General features: G+C 50.9%; 16 protein-coding genes and 1 pseudogene. 4 read left to right on the plus strand and 13 right to left on the minus strand.

Features of this window, described 5'->3' with window-relative positions:
- Positions 1–232: 232 nt before the first annotated feature.
- Complete coding sequence (locus tag IKE44_RS00640; RefSeq protein WP_049626155.1) at positions 233–1,315, minus strand: glycosyltransferase family 4 protein; 1,083 nt, start codon at positions 1,313–1,315, stop codon at positions 233–235.
- Positions 1,316–1,581: 266 nt separating this feature from the next.
- On the opposite strand from IKE44_RS00640, the gene secA2 reads away from it, so the two are divergent.
- Positions 1,582–3,975, plus strand: coding sequence for an accessory Sec system translocase SecA2 (gene secA2 / locus IKE44_RS00645; RefSeq protein WP_049626154.1), 2,394 nt, complete (start codon positions 1,582–1,584; stop codon positions 3,973–3,975).
- 38 nt (positions 3,976–4,013) lie between these two features.
- Positions 4,014–4,907, plus strand: coding sequence for an accessory Sec system S-layer assembly protein (locus IKE44_RS00650; RefSeq protein ID WP_049626153.1), 894 nt, complete (start codon positions 4,014–4,016; stop codon positions 4,905–4,907).
- A 172-nt stretch (positions 4,908–5,079) separates the two neighbouring features.
- On the opposite strand, the gene IKE44_RS00655 is transcribed toward IKE44_RS00650, so the two are convergent.
- The 5 genes from IKE44_RS00655 to IKE44_RS00675 all read right to left on the minus strand — a co-directional run bounded on the left by IKE44_RS00655 (position 5,080) and on the right by IKE44_RS00675 (position 11,365).
- Positions 5,080–6,492, minus strand: coding sequence for a S41 family peptidase (locus tag IKE44_RS00655; protein WP_287464696.1), 1,413 nt, complete (start codon positions 6,490–6,492; stop codon positions 5,080–5,082).
- A 31-nt stretch (positions 6,493–6,523) separates the two neighbouring features.
- Positions 6,524–7,264 carry a hypothetical protein gene (locus IKE44_RS00660; protein WP_287464698.1) on the minus strand — a complete coding sequence of 247 codons (741 nt, stop codon included), beginning with the start codon at positions 7,262–7,264 and terminating at the stop codon, positions 6,524–6,526.
- A 165-nt stretch (positions 7,265–7,429) separates the two neighbouring features.
- Positions 7,430–7,831, minus strand: coding sequence for a hypothetical protein (locus tag IKE44_RS00665; RefSeq protein WP_287464699.1), 402 nt, complete (start codon positions 7,829–7,831; stop codon positions 7,430–7,432).
- 183 nt (positions 7,832–8,014) lie between these two features.
- Complete coding sequence (locus tag IKE44_RS00670) at positions 8,015–9,973, minus strand: phosphodiester glycosidase family protein (protein ID WP_049626151.1); 1,959 nt, start codon at positions 9,971–9,973, stop codon at positions 8,015–8,017.
- A 159-nt stretch (positions 9,974–10,132) separates the two neighbouring features.
- The gene (locus IKE44_RS00675; RefSeq protein WP_287464701.1) at positions 10,133–11,365 is read right to left on the minus strand and encodes a CAP domain-containing protein; all 1,233 of its coding nucleotides are present in this window, start codon (positions 11,363–11,365) and stop codon (positions 10,133–10,135) included.
- A gap of 221 nt (positions 11,366–11,586) precedes the next feature.
- On the opposite strand from IKE44_RS00675, the gene IKE44_RS00680 reads away from it, so the two are divergent.
- A complete protein-coding gene (locus tag IKE44_RS00680) occupies positions 11,587–12,330 on the plus strand; it encodes a hypothetical protein (protein ID WP_049624717.1) in 744 nt (247 codons plus the stop codon).
- A 52-nt stretch (positions 12,331–12,382) separates the two neighbouring features.
- Here IKE44_RS00680 and IKE44_RS00685 read toward each other — a convergent pair whose 3' ends face one another.
- Both IKE44_RS00685 and IKE44_RS00690 read right to left on the minus strand, forming a co-directional pair.
- A complete protein-coding gene (locus IKE44_RS00685) occupies positions 12,383–15,340 on the minus strand; it encodes an alpha-amylase family glycosyl hydrolase (RefSeq protein WP_287464703.1) in 2,958 nt (985 codons plus the stop codon).
- Positions 15,244–17,313, minus strand: a complete 2,070-nt coding sequence (locus IKE44_RS00690) for a pullulanase X25 domain-containing protein (protein WP_287464705.1) — start codon at positions 17,311–17,313, stop codon at positions 15,244–15,246. Before IKE44_RS00690 ends, IKE44_RS00685 begins: the two co-directional genes overlap by 97 nt.
- 370 nt (positions 17,314–17,683) lie before the next feature.
- Here IKE44_RS00690 and amyS point away from each other — a divergent pair, with 370 nt between their 5' ends.
- Complete coding sequence (gene amyS / locus IKE44_RS00695; protein ID WP_287464707.1) at positions 17,684–19,333, plus strand: alpha-amylase; 1,650 nt, start codon at positions 17,684–17,686, stop codon at positions 19,331–19,333.
- A gap of 97 nt (positions 19,334–19,430) precedes the next feature.
- On the opposite strand, the pseudogene IKE44_RS00700 reads toward amyS, so the two are convergent.
- The 5 genes and pseudogenes from IKE44_RS00700 to IKE44_RS00720 form a co-directional block, all read right to left on the minus strand.
- Positions 19,431–19,655: pseudogene (locus IKE44_RS00700) on the minus strand (hypothetical protein); the annotation flags it as partial.
- 100 nt (positions 19,656–19,755) lie between these two features.
- Complete coding sequence (locus IKE44_RS00705) at positions 19,756–20,070, minus strand: hypothetical protein (RefSeq protein ID WP_231293750.1); 315 nt, start codon at positions 20,068–20,070, stop codon at positions 19,756–19,758.
- Between the two features lie 241 nt (positions 20,071–20,311).
- A complete protein-coding gene (locus IKE44_RS00710) occupies positions 20,312–21,223 on the minus strand; it encodes a nucleotidyl transferase AbiEii/AbiGii toxin family protein (protein WP_014196821.1) in 912 nt (303 codons plus the stop codon).
- Complete coding sequence (locus IKE44_RS00715) at positions 21,223–21,831, minus strand: type IV toxin-antitoxin system AbiEi family antitoxin domain-containing protein (protein WP_033014861.1); 609 nt, start codon at positions 21,829–21,831, stop codon at positions 21,223–21,225. Before IKE44_RS00715 ends, IKE44_RS00710 begins: the two co-directional genes overlap by 1 nt.
- A gap of 689 nt (positions 21,832–22,520) precedes the next feature.
- Positions 22,521–24,848, minus strand: a complete 2,328-nt coding sequence (locus tag IKE44_RS00720; RefSeq protein ID WP_287464711.1) for a bifunctional 2',3'-cyclic-nucleotide 2'-phosphodiesterase/3'-nucleotidase — start codon at positions 24,846–24,848, stop codon at positions 22,521–22,523.
- Positions 24,849–24,960: the final 112 nt, after the last annotated feature.

Here is a 24,960-nt window from a genome sequence, read left to right on the forward strand (position 1 = left end):
GCTGCCAAGAAAACTGGATCAATCAGCAAAATATTGCACTCGGGGTTCTTCACCTAATAGGTGAACATTCGAAATGGAGTCGAAGTCTCGACACGATTGGGTTTCCCAGCATTTTTGATACACTTCTGTCACGGATTCAGGAACGAAAAAGAAGGGCATAATTTTCCAAAGACGGGGCATTCCTGAAAAAAGCCGTTTGTCCCTTTCATGGCACAAACGGCTCATTTGCTATTTATCGGTCATTTCCGTATACTTTTCGGCTTCCCCGAAGCAGCTTACGAATAAAAGTCATAAACGGTTTGTACTGATCATTGACCAAGCCGATCAGTTCAGCCAGCAGTTCCACGAAGACGATCAAGGCAAAGACGATGAGAATGGACTGCCATAACGTCGAGGCGGAGAACAAAATCGCGCTGATGGCAAACATCAAGCCAAACGCATAAATGAGCAGCACCGTGTTGCGATGCGAAAAGCCAAGGGCCAGCAGCCGATGATGAAGATGCAACTTATCCGGCGCCGAGATCGGCCTTTTATTCACAATGCGGCGAATAATGGCAAATGTCGTATCGAAAATCGGCACACCCAAAATGATCACCGGAACGACGAAGCTGAAGAGCGTCACGCTTTTGTAAAGCCCTAGCACCGACAGGACGGAAATCGCATATCCTAAAAACAACGCGCCGGTATCCCCCATGAAAATTTTCGCCGGGTGGAAATTGTAAAACAAGAACGCGATGACGCTGCCTAAGAGGATCAAGCAGAGCGTGAAAATGAGCATTTTGCCTGCCATGCCCGCCATAACGGCAATGGCCGCAATCCCAATGGCGGAAATGCCCGCGGACAATCCATCCAATCCATCGATCAAGTTGATGGCGTTCGTAATCGCGACAATCCAAAATATCGTGATCGGGTAGCTCCACAGCCCCAACTCAAACGTGCCGACAAACGGAACGGTCAAAAGATCGACCTTCAGCCCGGAAGCAACAACGACGAACGCCGCCAGCAGCTGGCCGGCCAGCTTCACTTTTGGCGACAGCTCGTACAAATCGTCGAGCATCCCGACGAGCACGATGATGATGGCGCCGACCGTCATCCCCGTCACTTGCTCTTTATACACCCCGCCGACAAAATAGCCGACGGCGACACCGATAAAAATGGCCAATCCGCCAAGCCTTGGCATGACTTTTGTATGCACTTTTCTCCCGTTCGGCCGATCGACCGCGCCAATTTTGACCGCGAGTTTAATCACGAACGGGGTGATGACCAATACTGTGATAAACGAAGCCAAACATGCGGAAAATGCTTCCATATTCATATGCAATCACCTTGGCCTTATAAAATCGCGGAAACACACATCATCTTTATGTTACCATATACGATGAGTAAATCAATCTTTTTTTACACCCCTTTTTTGTCCCCAAGGATGGAAAATTTCTTTTTCCCTTGCCGCGAGAAGCTCGAGCGCCAATCCGGCGAACGATTCCACATTTTACATCCTCCCTCCACAGGAAACATCTTGTGCTATAATTAGGTTTAAAGCACTTGGTGTGAATCATGCCTGTCTAGGAGAGGAATGGACATATGTTTGCAAAAGTAAAGCAACTATTTGACGAAAGCGCGCGAGACGTGCAGCGTCTTGCCAAGCTGGCGGCGCAAATCAATGAATGGGAACCAACCATTTCTTCGCTGAGCGATGAACAACTGCGCCAAAAAACGGTTGTCTTCAAAGAACGGCTCGAACGCGGCGAGACGCTCGATGACATAAAAACCGAGGCGTTTGCCGTCGTCCGGGAGGCGGCGCGGCGCGTGCTCGGTCTGCGCCATTACGACGTGCAACTGATGGGCGGATTGGCGATGCATGAAGGAAACATCGCCGAAATGCAGACCGGGGAAGGAAAGACGTTGGCGGCCACTTTGCCAAGCTACTTGCACGCCCTCCTTGGAAAAGGCGTCCACATTATTACGGCCAACGAATATTTGGCGCGCCGGGACTGCGAACAAATGGGCCGTGTGTTCCGCTTTCTCGGCTTAACCGTCGGCCTGAATGTGTCGCAAATGACGGCCAGCGAGAAAAAAGAAGCGTACGCGGCCGATATCACGTACGGCACCGGCACCGAGTTCGGCTTTGATTATTTGCGCGACAACATGGTGTACCGCCTCGAAGATAAAGTGCAGCGCCCGCTGTATTACGCCATCATCGATGAAATCGACAGCATTTTAATCGACGAAGCGCGCACCCCGCTCATTATCGCCAATAAATCGGGAATCGGAGCCGAATTGTTCCCGATTATGGCGCGCATCGTCCGCACCTTCGAAGAAGGAAAAGAGTATGAACGGTCTTTGGAGACGAAACAAATTTTCCTCACCGAAGAAGGGGCGCAAAAAATCGAGCGGGCGTTTGGCATCGACAATCTATACGACTGGGAGCATCACGTGCTGCTCCATCATGCGATGCAGTCGCTGCGCGCTTGGTTTATCATGCGGCGGGATGTCGATTACATCGTCAAAAACGGCAAAGTGATGATCGTTGACCCGTTCACCGGCCGGGTGATGGAAGGACGCTCGTTCAGCGACGGCCTGCATCAAGCCATTGAAGCGAAAGAAGGTGTGGAAATCACCGAAGAAAACGACATCCAAGCCACGATTACGATCCAAAACTATTTTCGCATGTATGAGAAGCTAGCCGGGATGACCGGCAGCGCTACGCCGTCGAAAGAAGAATTTTGGCAAACGTACCAGCTGCGCGTTATTACGATTCCGACAAACCGGCCATCCCGCCGCACCGACTGGGACGACCTCGTCTACCAGACGTACGAGGCGAAAGTACGGAAAATTATCGACGAAGTGAAAAAAATGAATGCCATCGGCCGTCCCGTTCTCATCGGCACGACATCGGTCGCACAGTCGGAACGGTTGTCAGCGGCGTTTTCGAAAGCAGGCATCCCTCACCACCTGCTCAATGCCAAAACGGAGGAAGAAGAAGCGCGCATCATCGCGACCGCCGGGCAAAAAGGGCAAGTGATGATCGCGACCAATATGGCCGGGCGCGGGACCGACATTTTGCTTGGAGAAGGCGTCAAGGAACTTGGCGGGCTGCACATCATCGGCACAGAGCGGCATGAAAGCCATCGCATTGATATGCAGCTGCGCGGCCGGGCAGGACGCCAAGGGGATCCGGGGTCTTCCCAGTTTATCATTTCGCTGGAGGATGATTTATTTCAGCTGTACGATCAAGAGGAGCTGGAAAAATGGCGAAGCAAAGTCAAGACGGATGAAACCGGGCTCATCGTGTCGCCCGACCCGATCAAGTTCGTCCAAAAAGTGCAAACAACGATCGAAAACGCCCATTATTCGGCGCGATTGCATTTATTGAAATTGGACACCGTGATCGACCAACAAAGCAAAGTCATCTACCATATGCGCGATCGCGTCTTGGCGCTGAAGCAAGCAGAGGTGCTGTCCGAGCTCCTTCGGCACATTCAGCGTTATATCACGCAAACGATCGACCGTTATTGTCCGGAAAACGTCTTTTTTGAAGAGTGGAACATCGAAGGACTGCACAACGAGCTGCGCCGTGCCTTTTTCCAGTTTGCCTATCCGATTGATGATCTTCGCCATAAGCAAAAAGAAGAAATCGCCCAACTTGTTTGGGACGAATACCAATCGCTTGAAGCGGCGCTCGCCGATCTTCCGTGCGACGAAGAACAAACGATGCGGCTTAAGCATTTGATGGTTGAAACCATCGACGCCCACTGGATTCGCCACTTAAATCAACTGAATGTATTAAAAGAGGGGATTCATTTGCGCAGCTACGGCCAAGAGGATCCGTACCGCGCCTTTGAAATGGACGCCTACCGCGAATTCGTCGCGCTGCAGCAAGCGATCGACGCCGGCATTTGCACGACAGCCATGAACTATTTGAAAAGCCAGTTTGTCATCGATGACGAAGCGGCCGCCGCCGCGAACGAACCATAACCGCGGCGCAGCACGCCGCCTCGTAAAGGAGGTTCCCTATGATTTTCCGACGAAAACAACGCACGCAACCGGAAGCCGAGCTGCCGGCGCAACATGTCAAACAGCCGGAGGTCGGAACGAAAACGACGCTGTCGTTTCATCCGGACTGGCAGCTGTCTCCGGAAGAAACGTACGTCTATCGCTTTTACCACGAACAGCTGCCGCCGCTTCAGCCAAACCAAATTTCCATTTCCGGCGTCAAGCTGGTCGAATACAACGATGGGTTTGTCGCTGTCGCCATTTTGCGCAACACGCTGCCGAAGCCGGTTCGCTTTGAACGAATCCGCCTGTTGCTGCTTGACGAGGATGGCACGGCGATTGCCCGCAAAGAGTTTGATATGAGCGCTTTCGGCGAACTGCCGCCAATGACGGCCCGCCCGTGGCGGTTTTTGTTCGCCGCCGAGGACAAGCTCGTCGATCAGTTGCCTCAAGATGGATGGAAGATCGCCTTTGAACTGACACCGCGGCATCGGCTCGATCTAGAGGAAAGCTGGGAGCAGACGCTGTCGGCCAAGCAGCGCCAACAGCTGCAAGCCCTCGTTGACTCGGTTCCGCCTCCCGCTCCCGGAGAGGTGAACTTCATGGGCATTGAAGCGAAACAGCTGCCTTCCGGTGAACTAGGCGTCACGTTGCTCATTCGCAACGGCAGCGACAAACATATCCATTTTGAACAAATCCCGCTTGAAGTGCGGGATTATGCTGGCGATATCGTCGCCCGCGGATTATTTCCATGCCATCTGGAAGTGAAAGCCCACACCAGCAAACCATGGACGTTCCTCTTCCCACCGGAATTGCTGCGCAAAGCAGAACCGGATTGGACGTCCTGGAAGGTGACGATCCCATCCTCCCCGGCACAGAGCGAAAAGCAAGAAACGCAATCAAGCGAGGAGTAACCGGCAAAAAGCTGGCCCCCATGGTCGCCAAACGACCGATGGAGGCCAGCTTTCTTTGCATCGTTCCGTTCAAAACGACCGCGCTCCCGTTGTCCGTTGAGCCTTAGACGCAACAGCCGAACATTGCATCATCAAGAACGACGGCTATCCAACCCATCTCGACGGGAGGGCCTTATTTCGTAGAAGCAGCGGTTTGAATCTCCATGTAAGCACCTTTTTTCATCGCCACGCCGTCTTTGCTTTTCAACACCGGCGGAATGACCAATAAATAGCTCTGCCCTTTGGCCAGCTTCGCTGCCGGTTTGATCAAAAGCTCCGTCCCCCGGCGGATTTGCGCCGTCACCGCCGCTTCCCGTCCGCCTAATTGATACAATTTTACTCCGCTTACCGCGGTATTGGCGAGCGGACGAGAGAAGCGGACGACAAACGTCTTATCGACCGGCGCATTGCGCAGCTTGCCGAGCGACTGATACCCTTTCAGCTGGCCAATCAGCAAATCGCGGTGAGCGGCATACAGCTCTTTCCCAACAACCGTCGGCACATCCGGCTTCACCCCAACATGATGAATCGGCGTCCCTTTTGGCGAGAAAAAGTGGGCGACGGTCAACTTCAACATGCTGCCGTCCGACAGCTCAAACATTTCCTGCATCGATCCTTTGCCAAACGTCCGTTGCCCATACAAAACGGCCGCCTTTTGCTCCTTCACCGCCGCCGCCAACATTTCCGACGCGCTCGCGCTCGACGCGTTGACAAGCAGCCGGATCGGACCCGCCATTTGCACCGGCTGTTTGACAGCGGCATACACTTCTGGGTGATTCGAACGGTCGCGCAACTGAAACGCCTGTTTCACATTCGGGAAAAAGCCGGCGATTTGCTGCGCCGTTTCCACATATCCCCCCGGATTGTCGCGGAGGTCAAAAATCCACCCTTTCACCCCGCTTAACGAGCGAATGGCGCGTTCGATCTCAGCAGGCGCTGTCTCATCAAAACTATATAGCTGAATATAGCCGATATTCCCTGCCAGCCGTTTGAACTCCACGTTCGGCCAGTCGATTTTTTCCTGCTTGATGGTGACGCTGACGGTTTCCTCGGTCGACGGCCGCCAAACGGTTACGGCCACCGTCGTTCCTTCTTCCCCTGCGATCAAGCTCAATACTTTTTCCATTGTCTCATTCGTTACCGGCTGCCCGTCAACAGCCTGAATCACATCGCCCGGCTGCAGTCCGGCGCGGGCGGCTGGCCCATTGTCCAAGACAGACATGATGTGGACGCCGTTCTCATCTTCCTCAATCATCACGCCGATGCCGACAGACTCCATATCAATCCACTTCAAAAATTCCTCGTATTCTTCCTTTGTCATATAGGCAGAATACGGGTCAAGCTGTTTGACAATATCTTGCGGGGTGCTCGCCTTCAGCACTTGATCGCTCACTGGTTCCACATAATACTGGCGGACAATTTTCCGCACTTCTTCGAGCACCTTCGTTGACGCCGGATCCGTCGCCGCCTCCGCCGGCGGACTCCAAACCGAAAATGAGGCCGCAAGCAATAGAAGAGCCGCCGCCCATCGCTGAATCACCTTCATATCCGTCTCTCCTCTCCCGACATGCGCCAGTTTATTCGATATCGACATCTAAGACAACCGGCGCTTTAAAATCATCGATATACACCGCCAGCTGCTTGCGCGTCGCCGCATCCACCACGTTTGGCAGCCACCGGTCGCAAAGCGACAGCAACCGCTCCGCCCGCGCGATATCCCCTTCATCATACGCATCAAGCAACTTGTCCATGGCTTTCATAATATTGATGGGATCATACGCGCGCTGCTTGACAGCCAAAGTCGGGCGTTGAAACCATCCTTCCATCTTTTCGCGCAGCGACGCTCCCGGAACGCGGCCGATGAGAATCGCTGTTTTGCGAATTTGGTATTGCAACAGGGCATAGGAATCGTACACGACATCCACATCCCCCGTCCGCAGCGCCCGGTCGACGTTGGCCGTCAAGGCGCGCAATCGCTCCCCGCTTTCGACCGCGCTGATATAGGCGGAAGCCTTTTTCATCGTCTGTTCTCCGGCCGCGATCCGTTTTTCCAACTGCGCCCTTGCCGTTTGTGGACGCACGCGCGCCACTTCTTTTTTTGCCGCCTCATAATCGCGTTTGACTTGGTTGAAGAGACGGTACGGCTTGGACCATTGATCCGCTTTCATCGCCCGCTCAAGCTGGGCGGCATGCTGTTCAAGCCTCTCCACATTCGGGAACGAGGCCGCTTCCGTCTGAACGGCCAACAGTGAAAAAGATAGCCAAAACACCGCCAGCCATCCGATGATGGAAAATGCTTTTCTCCGTTTTCTCCTCACACTTTCACCTGCTATCTACAAAAATAGTAAACATGTATTTCAATTTTACCGGAAAAGAGGCAAAATGAAAATATGCCCTGAAAAAAAAAATCCAACGTAAGCCCTTCCAAGCATAAATAAGGCTGACTCTTCAGCCACCTTTTTGACTGTCAGAGCCAGCCTTGATCAACGAAAGTGCGGCCAGTTCGTTTGCTGCTGATCCCCGTCGATTTTGCTCAGCGTCCGGTAGCGAAACGGAACGATTTCCTGCTCTGGCTTGCCAAGAAACTCTTTCGCCCATTCGAACGGAATCAAATCGAATTGTTCCTTGTTTTCAGCGATAAAATAGACGCCGACGACTCTTCCTTGTTGATTGAGGTCAATTGTCAAAAAAGCCGGGTAATACGTGCCGTCTTGCGCCCACAGCACCGCTTTGGCCGTCACCAGGCCGTCCCCTTCGTCTTCCACATCCGGATTGGCGATTCGCTCCAACACTTTGATCGCCCATCCTTGTTTTTTATATCCTCCGACCAGCTTCGGCGGGTTTTTCCGCAACTGCTCCAACAACGTTTGTTCGTCCATCGTCAAGCTTTTGCCTCCCTTGCGGTTTGCCTATCCACTCGTTTTATAATATATACAATACTTTTCAGAGAAATGCAAATGCCCAGAAGAACAGCATGCAAGGACTTTCACGATTTCGGAACCACTATCGATGAGCAACATCCCTTGTTCATTCACCATCCTTCTAGGCAAGCAGGGGAGGCGCGCCCATCAGCGGAAGAGGGCGCGAAGGCCGTCGATGTAAATCGCTCCGGCGTTTTTCCGTCCGATATCCGTTTCCATATAACGCACCGGCATCTCCAGCATGAGCGGAAGCGCGACATCGCTAGGCACAGCGGCCTGCACATATTTCCAACCGATCCAATCGACATGGCGGGCAAAATCGATCCAAATGCGGCGCCCGCTTCCATCCTGCAGCTGGGCGCGCAGCCAATGGCCGCTTCCGTCTCCATACACCCACATGCCAATCGCTTGCGGCCGTTTCGAAATCCAAATCGCTTCCTCCCGACTAGCATAGACGCCGGATGTCCCTGGCATCCCGCGGAAATCGTATGAAATTTTCAGCGCCTGCTTTCCTTCTCTCACCTTTTCTGTCGTCCGCTCGACCGCAGCCCCCACATAGTTGACGCCCGATGCATTCCACTTCAACTCGTTCTCAAAATCATCAAGCACTTCTTCGCTTTCCCCGTTCTCTTGCGTCTCTTTGTACACAACAAGAAGCGCATTCGCCACCGGACGCGCAAATCCATCAGACGGCTTGTTTTCGACTTTGAGCTGCCCGTTTGGCTGGCGGACGACAAAGGTCGAAGAACCGCCGCCATCGAGCGTCATCGCATCGACGGCGCCAAGCTCATGCATCAGTTTGGCCAGCTCATTCAACGTCATGCCTTGGCTATGAGCAGGCTGGCGGCCATCGACAACGACGAGCATGACATTTCCGTTCTTGTCAATGCCGACGGCTGTACGCGGATGGACTCCTTTAATCGAAAACGGCTGCACTTTTCCATCCGCCACCAACCGGTATCGGCCGCCGAGCGCTTCTTTCACCCCACTCCATTCGGGCTGGTCATACTGAAGGGAAATTTCCACCGCATCCCCTTCTTTCGCCTGCCGCAAATAGTCACTCGCCCGGCCATGGCCCGATAGCACGAGCTCTCCAGGCTGGAGCGGTTCATTGCCTTGACCGACTACCACTTTCTTCACCGTTCCGGTGACCGTTCCATTCCCGTTCAACACCCCTTGTACATTCGTCAGCACGACTTCCGTCCCAAGAGCGTTCGTTTTCGTGGAGGCAGCGAAATACGGGGTGTACAAAATCAACTGATGAGCGCGCCGCGGCTTGTTGATGCCATCGACGGGATATGAGCCTCCTTCTCCAATTCGAACGCCAATTTGAACATCTGGGTTTCCAATCATCGGCTTTCCATCAGCGCTGATGCCAAAAATCGTCCGTTCCGCCGCCGGCGTTGTATTCGTCATCACGATCTCTCCCCGGTGCACCATCAAATCGGTCGGCGAACCATCCTCTTTGAAATAATCGCCGTTCACCGCCGCCAGTACGATTCCGTCGCGGCCATCGTACCGTTTTGCCTGCTCAAGCACCGGTTCAATGCCAAGCACTTGATCATTGGACAGCGCCGTCTCAATGGCCAGCCTCTCATTCGACGTATCGATGTCAAGCTTGTACACATGCTGCTTGCCGCGCGCGCCGACGATTTCCATTTCCTCTTTTTCCACCCCGGAGGCGATGCGCGTCGACACCTCCTTTACCACCGTGCCGACCGCCAGCTGCCTTGCCCCATACTTCCCCGGATTGACAAGCTTCAGCTTCTCCCTCGACGGCGTTTTATACACAACATGCCCTTTGATATTGGTGACGTAATATCCACCGCCAACCCCGTATTGGCCGCCAAACGCCTCGTCATACGAATACACCCGGTACTGTTCTCCAGGCTGCAACACGCGGACAAACGTCAGCACCCCGTTTTCCCGTTTCCATAGGTTAATCGGTTTCACGATCTCCAATTTTCCAATTTGCCCCTGCACGAGGCGCATGCCTTCCCAGTAGACGACATTCGCTCCGGCATCCGCTTCTGCCGCCTGCAGCGCCGTCCATGCGGCCAACACCGCCCCGACCCCAATGCGGATGATGTTCTTCGCTTTTCCCACTAGTCCTATTTTCCTCTCTTTCTATCATTTTGTTGCCACTGATTCTATTATACGACAAACTTCTACAAAATGGGGGATCATTTTCCATTTATTTAGTCCAAAAAAAGAACGTCCCAGCACTGCTGGGACGCTCTTGAGAAGCGAAAGGATCATCCGCGGTCACGGAGCATAAAACTCTTGAGAGTAGTAGGGTTGATGGAATGAATTGAACGCGACCCCGACGCCAAGGCGGGTAAAGTCCGGATATAAAAGGTTTTGCCGATGACCGAGCGAGTGCATCCACGCTTCATGGACAAAAATCGCATCGTATTGTCCGTAGGCGATGTTCTCTCCCGCCACGCGATACGCGATGCCACGGCGCTTCAGGCGGTCAAACGGCGACAGGCCTTGCAAGTTCGTATGAGAGAAGTAGTGATGGACCGCCATATCTTCGCTATGTTCACGGGCGGCCGCCGCCGCCTTCGCATCCCACGCGAGCGCCGGAAGTCCGTGCAAGCGGCGCGCCGCGTTTGCTAAATCAAAAATTTGATATTCATAGGCCGTGCGCAGCTCCTCCGTCGGCGTTCCGTAAAACCCGGGCTTTTCATCCTCGAGCGCCCGATTGACGACAAGCACGCCATCCACCCGGTTGTTGTTGTACCGGTCATAAAAGAAGGTGACGTAGCGGCCGTTGACAAGATAGGTCCCGTATTCGTCATTTTGAATGTCGTAGACGTCATCCTTTTTTTGGATGAAGGCGAGCGGCCGACCGTAGCGCGCTTCCACCACGGTTTTCGCCGTTCCGATGCCCGTTCCTTTTTTCGTTTGGACAATCGGCTGATTCGTGTACATCGCCGCCACCCGATCACGGTCATAGCTCACCATCAAAAAGTTTTTGTAACCGCCTTGATCATACGCCTCCCAATATAGGCCGTAGGCGTTTTTCGTCTTGCGCTTCGCCGTGCCGTACATCGCTTCGACCTTGGCGCGCGAGTCGCCGATCGCCACCCCGTTCATCGTGACATCCGCCATGCTTGTTTTCGCCTGCTGCACGCATAAAGCAGCGGCCAACTTCTCTCTTGACGGCGTTTCATAGCGGACGCGGGCATCGTTCTTGATCCCATATCCTCGGCCGACACCAAAATAGCCGCCGCCTAGCGCGTACACGCGATACACCGCACCGCTTGGCAGCGTCTTCACTGCTTTGTTCGACAACCATAGCTCTGTCGGCGCCACCACCGTCACCCGGCCGATTTGCCCGGGCTTCAGTTCAGCACCGTCCCACCACACTTTTTCCGTGCCGACACGTTCTCCGCATCCCCCCGCCTTGACCATGGATGAACTCGGCATCCAAAGCCATCCGGCCGCCGCCAACAGCATTCCAATTGCCACGGCCTGCACCCATTTCCTCACTTCCGCCCGCTCCTTCCTTTCTCTTTTTCTTTCATCATAGAGGTCTTTCCGTCAAAAGAAAAGAGAAAAAAGAATGATTTCGAAGAAAAAGAGGGGGCTTTGGTGGCGCAAAGGTCAACATTTCGTCAAACAAGCTTCTCACCGGACTTGGCTAAGGGGCGAAATATAGGTTAAAATGGATCATATTATTCTTCCATTTTCGTGAGAGAGGAGCATACTTTATGAAGATCATGAAAAAATTTCTAACAGTCTCAGCGCTAAGCGCCGGAATCCTTCTGTCGCCATTTCACGCCCACGATGCGCAAGCAAAAGTTTGGTGGAATGGCATGGAATTGGTGCAGGGACAGATCGGCAAATTAACTGTTTTGAAAGATACCGAGCTTTATAAGTTACAAGGAGAGAAGAAAGTCTACGTCAGAACGTTAAAAACCGGCGGAACCTACCGCATTTACACGTTTAAACCGGGCATGTTAGGTTTAGGCGGCGGATATTATGTCGATCGCGATGCCCGGGTAAAATACGAAACTCCTTCCAAAGCAAAACTCAATCAAGTTAAAATGGAACAGCTGTTCCGTGGAGTAAAACTCGGCATGTCCACTTCTCAAGTCAAGAAGTTGGAAACCGCAAAATTTATCCTACAAGAAAATATAGACGGCGGCCAAGCCTGGGTCTATTCGACTTCTCTTTTCGGATATCATACGCTGCTCGTCTATGGATTTGAGAACGGAAAGCTTGCCTTCTACGGCTACTCGTTCGATGACGGCCAGGAGTATACAAACGATCAGCTCACAGCGATTTATAACAATCTGAAACAACAGCTCATCACGCTATTTGGAAACCAGTATGAACAGTCCGATTCTGGCCAAGGCTACCCGCCTGCACTCGCATTTCACAAAGACGGCCTTGTGATTGCCCTTTCCTATGATGCGGACGGGTTGGCGGTTACGGTCACGAGTGAACAATAACGTGCAAAAAGCGAGGCTGCCCTATTGATTCGGACTGCCTCGCTTTCTGTTTTTACTTCCCATTCACCAACTTCAACTTCTCCTTTGACGGCGTTTCGTAGCGGATGTGCGTGTCGATGTCGGTCACGTAATACCCGCCGCCGACCGCGTACTGCCCGCCGAAGCGCGCATCATACCCGTAGACGCGGTACACTTCCCCAGGCTGTAAGATGCGGACGAACACAAGGCGCCCATCCTTCGTCCGTTTCCATAGATTGATCGGCTTTTGCACCGTCAAGCGGCCGATTTGCCCTTTTTTCAACTCCACGCCATCCCAGTAGACTTTTTTCACTTGGCCTGGAGGAGTGGTTGGCTTTCTCGGTTTCTCTTTTGGTTTCGATGGAGACGGTTTTTGCGGCGGTGCTGATGGAGGCGCTTCGTTTCCCGGTGGAGCTGTGCCGCCCGGCGGAACGCTCCCCCCAGGGGATGCTCCATCCGATGGACCACCGCTGCCCGGAGAGGTGCCGTTGCCTGGTGTTGCCCCTCCGTCATGGGACGGCGTTTCGCTTCCCGGAGAATCGCCGTTGCTTGGCGGCGTTGTCAACTTCCCTTCACGCAACTGCTTCGTCTCCAAATTTAGCACGTAATCTTTCGTATTTTTCGCAATGGCTCCACCGTCGTTTTTGAACACGGCTGCTTTGCTTTCCGCTGACGGTTCGATATGGATCGCCACTTCTTTTTGCTGCGGAGCCGGCGTAAAGGTGTAGACAAATGCCATCTGATCATTGATCGGCACCCGCTCGCCATTGATCGTCAAAACACCGTTTTTAATGGCATTGCCCTTGATCGTCACTTGACTCCCTTGTTTTTTCACCTCTTCGATGACCACCGGCATATCAATCCAGCGCAAAATGCGGTCTTCCACAACCATCGTATTGTTTCCTTCATTGTGAACGGTCACTTTCAAATCCGTGCCGATCGAGCCGTATCCATAATAACTGACATCATCATCCCCATTGTCTGCAGGCGTATGATCAGCCAGCCCTTCCTGATCCCACGACCCGCCTTTCACATACTTATACGTGATCGTTTCCCCTTCTTGCACTTCAGTTGTAAATTGCCAATCAGGCGTCACCGCTCCATTGCGCGACATTTCCCATGCCCCTGTGTTCCAGCCGTTCAGGCTGTTCGGAATCGTAATGCGGGCATCGAGCGGCGTATAATCCGGCGCTTTCACTTTAAAAATCACCTTCACCATCACAATGTACGGCGTCACCTTGACCGTGTTCGACTCCACAACATTGCCGGCGCGGTCATACAACTTGACAACATACGTGTACTCGGTGCCGTTTTCGACATCGTAGTCTGTAAATGAATCGCCGATCGAAGTGGTTGTATGCACGATATCACCGTTGCGCTCGATGACTAACAAATAAGCATCTCCATCTTTTTTCCCAACAAACGTCCATGATAAATTCACTTGTCCGGATTCAACCGCAGGCTGCCGCAGCTCGATGGCGTCTGCTGGCGCTATTTGGTCGCTGCTGTCTGCCGCAAACGTCACTTGCTTCTCTGCTGTATACACCCATTCCTTGCCGAGATTGGTCGTCAGCGCATAACGATACGTATACGTCCCTGCGGCGAGCGGAGTGAAGGAAGCCCGGAACACGTTGGCGTCGCCGTCTTGTCCTTGGTAGGACGCTCTGTATTCTTTCCATTTTTCGTCATGCGGGCTTTTCACTTGCAACACCGCTTGCAACCCATCAGCTGCTCCTTTGCTTGTCACATTGTCGATGTTGACATGGACATCCACTTGCTGCGGTTTTGACAAATCCAGTGTGGCATCGCTTAACGTGGTCACGAACTGGACATTGTCGCTCGTCAGCGGATAATGAGGAACGACGCGATTCGTTTCCACCTTTGGCGACTCATTCCCGTTCTCATCGACGGCGGTAACGGCAAAGTAATACGCAGTCCCGTTCGCCAACGAATCGATCGTCACGGAAGTCTCGTTCGTTTCCACCGCTAACGTATAACCAGCCCCTTGAATGGTTGATTGGTACACCCGATACTTCGACGCTTGCCCTTCCCAAGTAAGCGTCACGCGACCAACCGCGGCGCTTGCCTCCAAACTTCTGACCGCGGCAGGTATTTTCACCGTCACCGTCCCAAACATCATCCGTCCATCCAGGGCCGGAATCGTGACCGTCAACGTTCCGCCAGCGACCGTGGCTTTCTCGCCATCATGCAACTCATCCGTGAGTACGGTGCCATTCGGAAGCAACGAAGCGACGTCAAGCGCCATCGTCTTGTCCTCATTGCCGCGGTTGACGGCAATGAGCGCCACTTCACGCCCGTATTGGCGGGCAAATACGTATACATCCCCTTGCGCATACACCGTCTTGATGTCGCCATGGGCCAACAACGATTGATGGCGCTGGCGAATGTGCCCCACTTTCTGATAATGGGACAACAGATTTTGATCTTCTTTGCCCCACGGATACGTGCGGCGGTTGTCTGGGTCTTTTGAGCCTGTTACTCCCGCTTCATCGCCGTAATAAATCGTCGGCGCCCCCGGATATCCCATCTGCAAAATCGCCGCTAGCTTGAGCCTCTTTTTCCCAAGTTCCTCATTATAATTCGGATCAAGCTCCGCCCGCTCGGATGAATCCGTTCCGTTCCCAAGCAGAAAGACCGCCCGCGCCGTGTCATGCGAACCGATTAAGTTCATCAGCGCATAAAACGCTTCACTTGGGTAGTCTTCTCTTATGGCCGTCAGCCGTTTGTCCGCCTCTTCTGCATTTCCGTTTTTCAAAAAGTCAAGCACCGCCCCGCGGAACCGGTAGTTCATCACGGAATCGTACTGGTCGCCTAGAAAATATTTCGATGCGTCATCCCAAATTTCCCCTAAAATGAGCGGCTGCTCCCTCTCTTTTAACGTCGGACCGCGGTCGTACGACCCTTGAAGCAATTCTTGGCGGAACTCGCGCCAAAACGCCGGATCCACCCATTCGCTACATCCAACCGCCACCCAGAGGCGCCGCGGGCAATCCAGCTTTTCGCCACCGAATCCGATTCACGGAAAATGTAATTCGCGAGCGCATCGTTGTTTAATTCACTCGGATACGATACCTTCTCCCCTATCACGGACTTAAACTCAGGCAAGCTGTCATAGCCCCACCATGACTGATACTTATAACGACCATCGACTTTTTCGTTTTCAATATTGAACCAAAGATGAAACCCATACGGGCTGAACGTCTGTCCCTCTTGTTTGAACTTCTCTTCCACTTGTCTCCGCGCTTCTTCCTCGCTCAATCCTTTTTCATTCATCAAATCGTAAACCGCTTCCCAATATTCATACGCGCCGACGGTCGGATAGCGGTGGTAGCGGTCAAAGTAAATCGAATCGTCGGATACGTGGTTGAACACCCCGTCTAAGATGAGATGCATTCCCCGGTTCGCAAGCGCTTGCACAAACGATTGGAATTCTTCCGGGGAACCGAACATCGGATCCAATTCTTTGTAATTGCTCGCATCATATTTATGGTTCGATGGCGCATTGGCGATCGGATTTAAGTAAATCGTGTTCACCCCAAGCGACTGCAAATAATCCAACTTTTGTTCAATTCCGGCGATGTCTCCGCCGAAAAAGTCATTCGACCATTCGCCGTCGCCATCGTAGCCGCTCGTTCCTTTCAGGCGCGGATTATCGGGCAAATCCGACCAATCGCGATGCTCAATCGGCTGCGCCCCGCGTGCCTGCTGCTTGCTGTTGTCGTTGGAAGGATTGCCGTTAAAGAACCGATCCGGGAAAATTTGATACACAACCGCTTCTTTCATCCAGTCGGGCGTCCTGTAATCCGGATCATACACCGTCAACTGGAACAGCTCTGCACGGCTGTCCACGGTTTTCCCCCATTGCCCTTCTTGCGTATCTTCGCCGTATTCCACTTTCGTTCCGGCATCTTGAGCAATAAATTTATACCCGTACACCCCGGGCGTCGAAGGGGTGAACACAGCCTCCCAATATTCATCATCCCCGAGCACGCCGACTTTTTCCATCGTGTAGACGTTGGCCGTGCCGGTCGTCGTATTTTTCACATACACATCCGCTTTCGTCAAATCGCCTTTTTTCGCCGCTAAGCGAAGCGTCACCTTCGTTCCCGCTTTCACCGCCCCAAACGGCTGGCGGTACAACGTATCCCATGTATTGTGTTTTAATCGGTCTTTCTGAACAACACCGTCAGAGCCATTGGGGTTGTAGTCGGTGTACACCTCTTTTGTTTTCGCATTGAAGAAGAATGTAATGATCGTCGTTTCCAAAACATTTAAGCGTGCATTCTCTTGTGGGTAGCTCTCATTCCAATTGTTTCCGAGGACAATTTTATATTCATACGATCCTTTCGGCACCTGCGCCTTAAACGTGTACACCGAGTCAAAATCATCATCGGTCAACAGCGTCGTCGATGTCCCCGGAGTCCATCCGTTGCTCTCCCTCTCATAGCCGATGGCCGGCAGCACCGTCCCGACAAGACGCGGCTGTTTCTCCTTCGCAATCGCCGTATACCATGTCGAATCCGCGATCGCATGCGTCCGGTCATTGTAATAAAACGTCACCTCGGTTTGCCGATCCAGCTTCAACACCAGATTTGCGCCATTGCGCCCACCGGCGCCGTAATTTTCATCCCAGCTGCCGTTGACCGCAATTTTGTACTCATAGGTCCCGGCTGGCAGCGTCCCGGTGAATGTATAAAGCCCATTCCCTTCATCATGCATCCTCGTCGCCAATGCCCCCGGGTCCCATTCCGCCGTATGGCCCAACTCATCTTGCAAATTGCCGACTAGCGTGATCGTCCGTGGCTGCGAGGCCGTGGATTCGGCCGTCCACCGATGCTCCCCATTCCCTAGAGCGCTAGAACTTCCTGTTTCGTTCGCAGCGGCAACCGCCTGGAAAGGAGTCAATGCCAGCAACAACACCGATGCCAAAACCAATGATAGCATTCTCCTTGCCCTCTTGATCATCCCCTGCTCCCTTCTCCTTTGTTTGGCCAACTTCCTTCTCTCCTCTCCTTTTTATTTCTTTGTGCAATCGTTTGCACAAAATGGTTGGTGCAAACGATTTCATCAATCTTTATCTTATACCAATAAACAGAATATTTCAACTATATTCCCCTCTGTTTTTTTATTTTCGATTCACTCCTAACTCAAAATCGTTTAAATTCGATATTGAAAACGATCACAAATAAAAATTATAATAGACGTAACCGTTCGAGGTTTTGCTTCCTGTTTACTCTTTTTATGCAATCATTTCCCTTAATTTTTTGGAAGCCAAACCGTCGAATGTAACATTTGATTAAGGGGGAAGGGCATTGTGCTAACGTTTCACCGCATCATTCGAAAAGGGTGGGTGTTCCTGCTCGCGTTTTTGCTCACTGCCTCGCTGTTCTGCCCGACAGGACAGCACGCCAAGGCTGCCGCACCGTTTAACGGCACCATGATGCAGTATTTTGAATGGTACTTGCCGGATGATGGCACGTTATGGACCAAAGTGGCCAATGAAGCCAACAACTTATCCAGCCTTGGCATCACCGCTCTTTGGCTGCCGCCCGCTTACAAAGGAACAAGCCGCAGCGACGTAGGGTACGGAGTATACGACTTGTATGACCTCGGTGAATTCAATCAAAAAGGGGCCGTCCGCACAAAATACGGAACAAAAGCTCAATATCTTCAAGCCATTCAAGCCGCCCACGCCGCTGGAATGCAAGTGTACGCCGATGTCGTGTTCGACCATAAAGGCGGCGCCGACGGCACGGAATGGGTGGACGCCGTCGAAGTCAATCCGTCCGACCGCAACCAAGAAATCTCGGGCACCTATCAAATCCAAGCATGGACGAAATTTGATTTTCCCGGGCGGGGCAACACCTACTCCAGCTTTAAGTGGCGCTGGTACCATTTTGATGGCGTTGATTGGGACGAAAGCCGAAAATTGAGCCGCATTTACAAATTCCGCGGCATCGGCAAAGCGTGGGATTGGGAAGTAGACACGGAAAACGGAAACTATGACTACTTAATGTATGCCGACCTTGATATGGATCATCCCGAAGTCGTGACCGAGCTGAAAAACTGGAGGAAATGGTATGTCAACACAACGAACATTGATGGGTTCCGGCTTGATGCCGTCAAGCATATTAAGTTCAGTTTTTTTCCTGATTGGTTGTCGTATGTGCGTTCTCAGACTGGCAAGCCGCTATTTACCGTTGGGGAATATTGGAGCTATGACATCAACAAGTTGCACAATTACATTATGAAAACAAACGGAACGATGTCTTTGTTTGATGCCCCGTTACACAACAAATTTTATACCGCTTCCAAATCAGGGGGCACATTTGATATGCGCACGTTAATGACCAATACTCTCATGAAAGATCAACCAACATTGGCCGTCACCTTCGTTGATAATCATGACACCGAACCCGGCCAAGCGCTGCAGTCATGGGTCGACCCATGGTTCAAACCGTTGGCTTACGCCTTTATTCTAACTCGGCAGGAAGGATACCCGTGCGTCTTTTATGGTGACTATTATGGCATTCCACAATATAACATTCCTTCGCTGAAAAGCAAAATCGATCCGCTCCTCATCGCGCGCAGGGATTATGCTTACGGAACGCAACATGATTATCTTGATCACTCCGACATCATCGGGTGGACAAGGGAAGGGGTCACTGAAAAACCAGGATCCGGACTGGCCGCATTGATCACCGATGGGCCGGGAGGAAGCAAATGGATGTACGTTGGCAAACAACACGCCGGAAAAGTGTTCTATGACCTTACCGGCAACCGGAGTGACACCGTCACCATCAACAGTGATGGATGGGGGGAATTCAAAGTCAATGGCGGTTCGGTTTCGGTTTGGGTTCCTAGAAAAACGACCGTCTCTACTATCGCTTGGTCGATCACAACCCGACCGTGGACTGATGAATTCGTCCGTTGGACCGAACCACGGTTGGTGGCATGGCCTTGATGCCTGCGATCGCGTTGTAAAGATATTCCGCTCTATCATTGAGACAAAAAACACGGCCTTGCCCGCCATGAATGGCGGCACAAGGCCGTGTTTGATGTTACCATCCATTTGCTTGCTTCAACTTCTCCTTTGACGGCGTTTCATAGCGGATGTGCGTGTCAATGTCTGTTACGTAATACCCGCCGCCGACCGCGTACTGCCCACCGAAGCGCGCATCATACCCGTAGACGCGGTACACTTCCCCAGGCTGTAAGATGCGGACGAACACAAGGCGCCCATCCTTCGTCCGTTTCCATAGATTGATTGGCTTTTGCACCGTTTGATGATTGTACCGTGATTTTCTTCGCGAGGAAGTGAGACGAAATGACGATTTTCGACCTTTGAACCATTTCATATATGTCTCAAACATTCCTGGGTTACCATTAAATCCCTAGTTGAAATTCGTGTACAGTATATTTGCTTTTTGTCACAACTCCCGGGTGCCGCAATGTTTCATGCACGTTCTCATGATACAACCGAACGTTTTCATTCATGACCTTCCACTCAACCGATCGTTGATGGCAAAACCCATCGATATCATTGTCGAGATGTTTCACATAGCGATAGGGGCTAATGATCCCAATGCTGAGCCATGCTCCATTGCGAACCAACACGATATCCCCTTGTTCCATCGTATGGACAAACGCCCAGATTGCGCCAAGAGCGTTGCCAAGCTTCGCCCCCGAATAATGGTACACGTTGCGCAATCGCTCTTTCCGTTCATCTTTGCTTATGCCGTCCAAATTGCCAATCAGCGGCCAGCCAATCCCAATGACCTGGTCGCGAATGAATTCGTCGTACCGCTGAAAAAAAGCGGTACACGTTGATCGCCGTCAGCCAGTTTTTCTTGTCTAATTTTTGTCAGGCTCTCAGATATTACTGCTCCATTCATTTCGTCTACCCTATGCTTTTCTAATTTTTGAGCTGTTGTCTTCTTCGTTACTCCCATTTAAGAGTCCGGCTATTCCACATTTTCCAATATTCATTTTCTTTTAAAATTGAGTCATATACAGGAAAAAGAAAATCTCGAATTTTCTCCATGACGAAGGGAAACTGTAGATCTTCTTTTATACCCGTTCTTTGCAAAAATGCCTTCCACTGTTTGTTTCGGCTCTCATCTTCTGCAAAAGAAGATGAAAACACAGGATGTTCTTTTTCTAAATTCGTTCGACGTCTTTGAAAGGTTTCAAATATGGCTTCCCATAAAACACGTCCATCAAAATTCTCGGTTGATAAAAGCGTGAAAACATCATAAAAATCCTTCATTCTACTGTTGACAACAGATAGTGAGATCATCGCCTCAAACTTTTCAGCTATTACTGAATAAGTTGAGTAGACTCGAATCTCCGGGGGCTTCATATTTAATAAAGTAGGATACTGCATCTCTTGTGGTTTTGGGATCACGACATCACCAAATCCAATATCCAGTTGCAATTGCTTTTTTATTTTGCCAAGTGCTGCCGGAATTTTAATACGAATCCCTTCATAATCAGCACCCTCTTTAATTCGTTCAGCCGTAATGCCCTTTACATCAAATTCGACTCCATCTTCTTCAGTGGCTAACGCACAAATGGACTCAAACGCAGTTTTGATATATTGAATATCATTCGAAATTTGTCTGGCTAAAAAGTCAATATCTTTGGTTGGCCTAGATTTAAATTGTGTTAAGGAAAATAAAAAGAGACCGCCTTTTAGAACAAATTGATCCCGATAATGAGAAATGGAAAGTCGATATAGCAACCTTTCTTGAAAATACAACAATAAAATGAAATCAAAGGTTTTTCCGCTTTGTTTAGCAATATTCTTTAGTCTTTCTCCAACTGAAGCAGGTATATTTTTAATATTTCCCATTATAAAAGCACCTCTAAGTATTTTAATAAAACCGTCTTGATGCGCATTTTCTCAGCACATTCCACCAGTTTATTTATGTTTTTTTCAGGACTTTGTAAATAATTTCGCAAACCTTCTTTCATTAAATCGATTCCTATTTTTTCTCTGTATCGAATAATGTCGCAAATCGTTTTTTCACGATTATAAATGCTTATTTTATGGCCGCCTATTTCCACTTCTTCAATTCCATATTCAAACTGTTTTTTTGAAAAATAGAAAATTTTAATTGGCGGATAATCGGGCAAACTGGGTTTCCTTGATTTTCTTTCAATAGCAATTTGGTACTCCCACGGGTTATAAGTTGTTAACTCATAAAAAGACAATGCCGACAAAAGACAAAGAACACCATTCGGGATCACTTTTGATACTTCAACCACTTCTTCATTTTGATCATTTTCAAATGCAGCATAACGGTACAGCCCACGTTTTATCCTAATGATGTCTCCATTTTGCTCGAACTTTCGAATATAATATTTGCTCACTCCTTTTCTGGTTAAGTCTTCTGTCTTCGCAAATCCTTTTTGACGCACAAAAATATCTTTTATGATTTTGCTTACTTCTTTATTCATTCATGATCACCACTCTTTTCACCTAAAAGTCGGCATTTATCATTCATTGCAAACATTTCATATACTTATTCTCCATTATTCACAATATCCCTCTTTTTTTCACCTTAATGCATTCACTTATTATTATATGCCGACAATAAGTAAAATTCCTACCGTTATTTTCACATATAATACTGAACCATTTCGCTCATGAAAACGTGATCCACTCCACTCCCGGAAAGACATCGTGTTAATATGGAGGGAGAGACATGATCGGCTGGTTGCCTCATATATCGCCATTCAAGCAAAATAATGCCTATGGAGGCTCCATACCATACTGACTGTGTTCCAAACTGTCCTTGGTCAACCGCAATGTCTATGGCTACACTTTAACAGCGACGTCACTGCCACTGACTATTACTCCGTCAAATGATTTGAACTGTGAGCATCATAACACCTTCATTCATTACCAACTAACTTGAACGCTCTCCCCCTATGCTTGCACTTAGAGGCGGGAGATTCTTGGGAACCCCCGCGGCAGGCTATGAACCAAGCCATCCCCGTGCATCCCACGGTTCAGCGATCTTACGAAGACAGCGATTCATCCCCCACTTATGCTCACGCGTAGAAGTGGGGTCTTCTCAATTCGGAATGATAAGCATGCAAAAAGCGAGGCTGCCCCATTCATTCGGACAGCCTCGCTTTCTTGCTTACTCCCCATTCACCAACTTCAACTTCTCCTTTGACGGCGTTTCGTAGCGAATGTGCGTGTCGATGTCGGTCACGTAATACCCGCCGCCGACCGCGTACTGCCCGCCGAAGCGCGCGTCATACCCGTAGACGCGGTATACTTCCCCAGGCTGTAAGATGCGGACGAACACAAGGCGCCCATCCTTCGTCCGTTTCCATAGATTGATTGGCTTTTGCACCGTCAAGCGGCCGATTTGCCCTTTTTTCAACTCCACGCCATCCCAGTACACTTTTTTCACTTGGCCTGGAGGAGTGGTTGGCTTCTCCGGCTGCTTTGGCGGGTTGGGCTTTTCTTCCTTCCAAAGCGGCAAGGCAAATTCATATTGGGCAAATCCGCTCGGCAAGGCGGTGACATAGCGGATGCTGCCGTCTTGCGGCAAGTATTTTTGCGCTTCCGGTGACGATTCAAACGTGACGGTCACCGGCGCTTTCCCTTTCACTGGCGCAAACCGCCAGTTGCCATCCGCTGACGGGTTGATCGTTCCGTTTTCCCGAATGTAATCGATGATCACTTGCCGGTTTTCATCCAGCGCGGCCAAAATCGTGTTTTTCCCGTCCGGATTGATGATCCGGTTTGTCGTCGCCCGATAGTTGTTCGTTGCGACGATAAATTCCATGTTCGGCGTCACTGGCTTGCCTTCGAATTTCAAGTTTTTAATCCGATTCGCGTTCGGATTGATCACATTTTGGTTTTTGTCGTATTTCGCCGGCTCGGTGACATCGATCTCGTACGTCACGCCATCAATAATGTCGAAGTTGTACGTCGGGAAGTCGTTGTTGATAAGCGGCTGAATGCCTGTCTTGTTCGGGTCGATTTGGTTGAATTGCCCCGCCGACCACTCAAGCCATTCTTTCAACTCGGCTCCCGTAATTTTCAGCGCATACACCGTGTTCGGATACAAGTACAAATCGGCGACGTTTTTAATGACGATTTCCCCTGCCGGAATATCCGTGTAATAGCTCGCCCCGCCGCGTCCGCCGGCTTTGAACGGAGCGCCGGCCGACAGCACCGGAAGGCCTTCATATTTCGTCCCTTTCAACATCTTTTCGACATACCATTTTTGCGCATTCGTGACGATTTGCACGGACGGATCGTCTTTGATAAGCGCAAAATAGCTGTTGATCGGGCTCGTTGTTTTTCCAACCGGGCTGCGGACGTACTGAATCGTCGCTTCATGTTCCGCTTGGATCGCCTGCTCCACGGCCGGGTCGCTGTCAACCAACGGCGTTTTCGTCGCCTTGTCGTACACCGGGCGAAGCTGGGCTTTCGCTTGCGTCACTTTCCATTTTCCATCGATTTGCTCAACCGTCAAATCAATAACCCCAAGCGTATCGCCCCACGCCCCCGGCATCGTCACCGGAACACCGTTGATCGTGCCTGTTTCATTGTTGATACCGTTCCCATCCGGAAAATCAGGCGTCGTTCCCGGAAGCGCCGGGAATTTTTTATGCTGGTGGCCGGTCAACACGGCGTCGACCCCCGGAATTTTCGTCAAATAATAGGAGGCATTTTCCATATTCGGGCTGTTTCCGCCGGTTTCAATGCCCGAGTGCGACAGCACAACGATCAAATCGGCCCCTTCCGCTTTCATTTTTGGAATATACTTTTGCGCCGACTGCACAATGTCTTTCGCAATCACTTTCCCTTGCAAATTCGCTTTGTCCCAATCCATAATTTGCGGCGGCACAAAGCCGATGACGCCGATCTTCAGCGTATGCTTCTCCCCGTCTTCATCAACGACTTCTTTCGCTAAAATTTGATACGGCGTGAAATAGTTGACATCGTTATCCGGATTTTGGTCATGATCGTCACGGTACACGTTCGCATTCACGATCGGCAGCTTGGCATCGTCATACACTTCATTGAGGAAATCCAAGCCATAGTTGAACTCATGGTTCCCAACCGTCGCCGCATCGTACTTCAACAAATGCAACAGTTTCACCGCTGGATGCACTTCGCCGTCTTGCATCGGCTTCACTTTCGCCACATAGTCGCCAAGCGGCGTTCCTTGAATCAAATCCCCGTTGTCAAACAGAAGCGTATTCGGCTGCTCAGCGCGCGCCTGCTCGATCAAACGCGCCGTCTTCGACAACCCAAACTCATTCGTCGGACTATCTTTGAAATAATCGTAGTTGACGAGATTCATATGTACGTCCGTCGTCTCTAAAATGCGCAGCTTGACGACATCTCGGTCTTCCGCGCCCGCTGCGGTCGGCAACACAGCCGGAGCAAGCAGCCCCAACGCCAACACCACGCTCGCCGCCGCGTATTTCTTCCGTTTTTTCAATGTCCATCCCCCTCACTCAGATCAAATCATTGTCATCTCTATACATATTACCATAAAAGCAACAAAATTTTGATAGAAAAAACCAGGCGTGTTGATTATCCAATAAAATCCA

This window comes from Geobacillus sp., from assembly GCF_017515625.1.
GTDB lineage: Bacteria > Bacillota > Bacilli > Bacillales > Anoxybacillaceae > Geobacillus > Geobacillus stearothermophilus.

Coding starts and splice junctions, on each gene's coding strand:
- IKE44_RS00640 (WP_049626155.1), bottom strand. CDS start 1,315: ATGAATATGGAAGCATTTTCCGCATGTTTGGCTTCGTTTATCACAGTA.
- secA2 (WP_049626154.1), top strand. CDS start 1,582: ATGTTTGCAAAAGTAAAGCAACTATTTGACGAAAGCGCGCGAGACGTG.
- IKE44_RS00650 (WP_049626153.1), top strand. CDS start 4,014: ATGATTTTCCGACGAAAACAACGCACGCAACCGGAAGCCGAGCTGCCG.
- IKE44_RS00655 (WP_287464696.1), bottom strand. CDS start 6,492: ATGAAGGTGATTCAGCGATGGGCGGCGGCTCTTCTATTGCTTGCGGCC.
- IKE44_RS00680 (WP_049624717.1), top strand. CDS start 11,587: ATGAAGATCATGAAAAAATTTCTAACAGTCTCAGCGCTAAGCGCCGGA.
- IKE44_RS00690 (WP_287464705.1), bottom strand. CDS start 17,313: ATGCTATCATTGGTTTTGGCATCGGTGTTGTTGCTGGCATTGACTCCT.
- IKE44_RS00710 (WP_014196821.1), bottom strand. CDS start 21,223: ATGGGAAATATTAAAAATATACCTGCTTCAGTTGGAGAAAGACTAAAG.
- IKE44_RS00715 (WP_033014861.1), bottom strand. CDS start 21,831: ATGAATAAAGAAGTAAGCAAAATCATAAAAGATATTTTTGTGCGTCAA.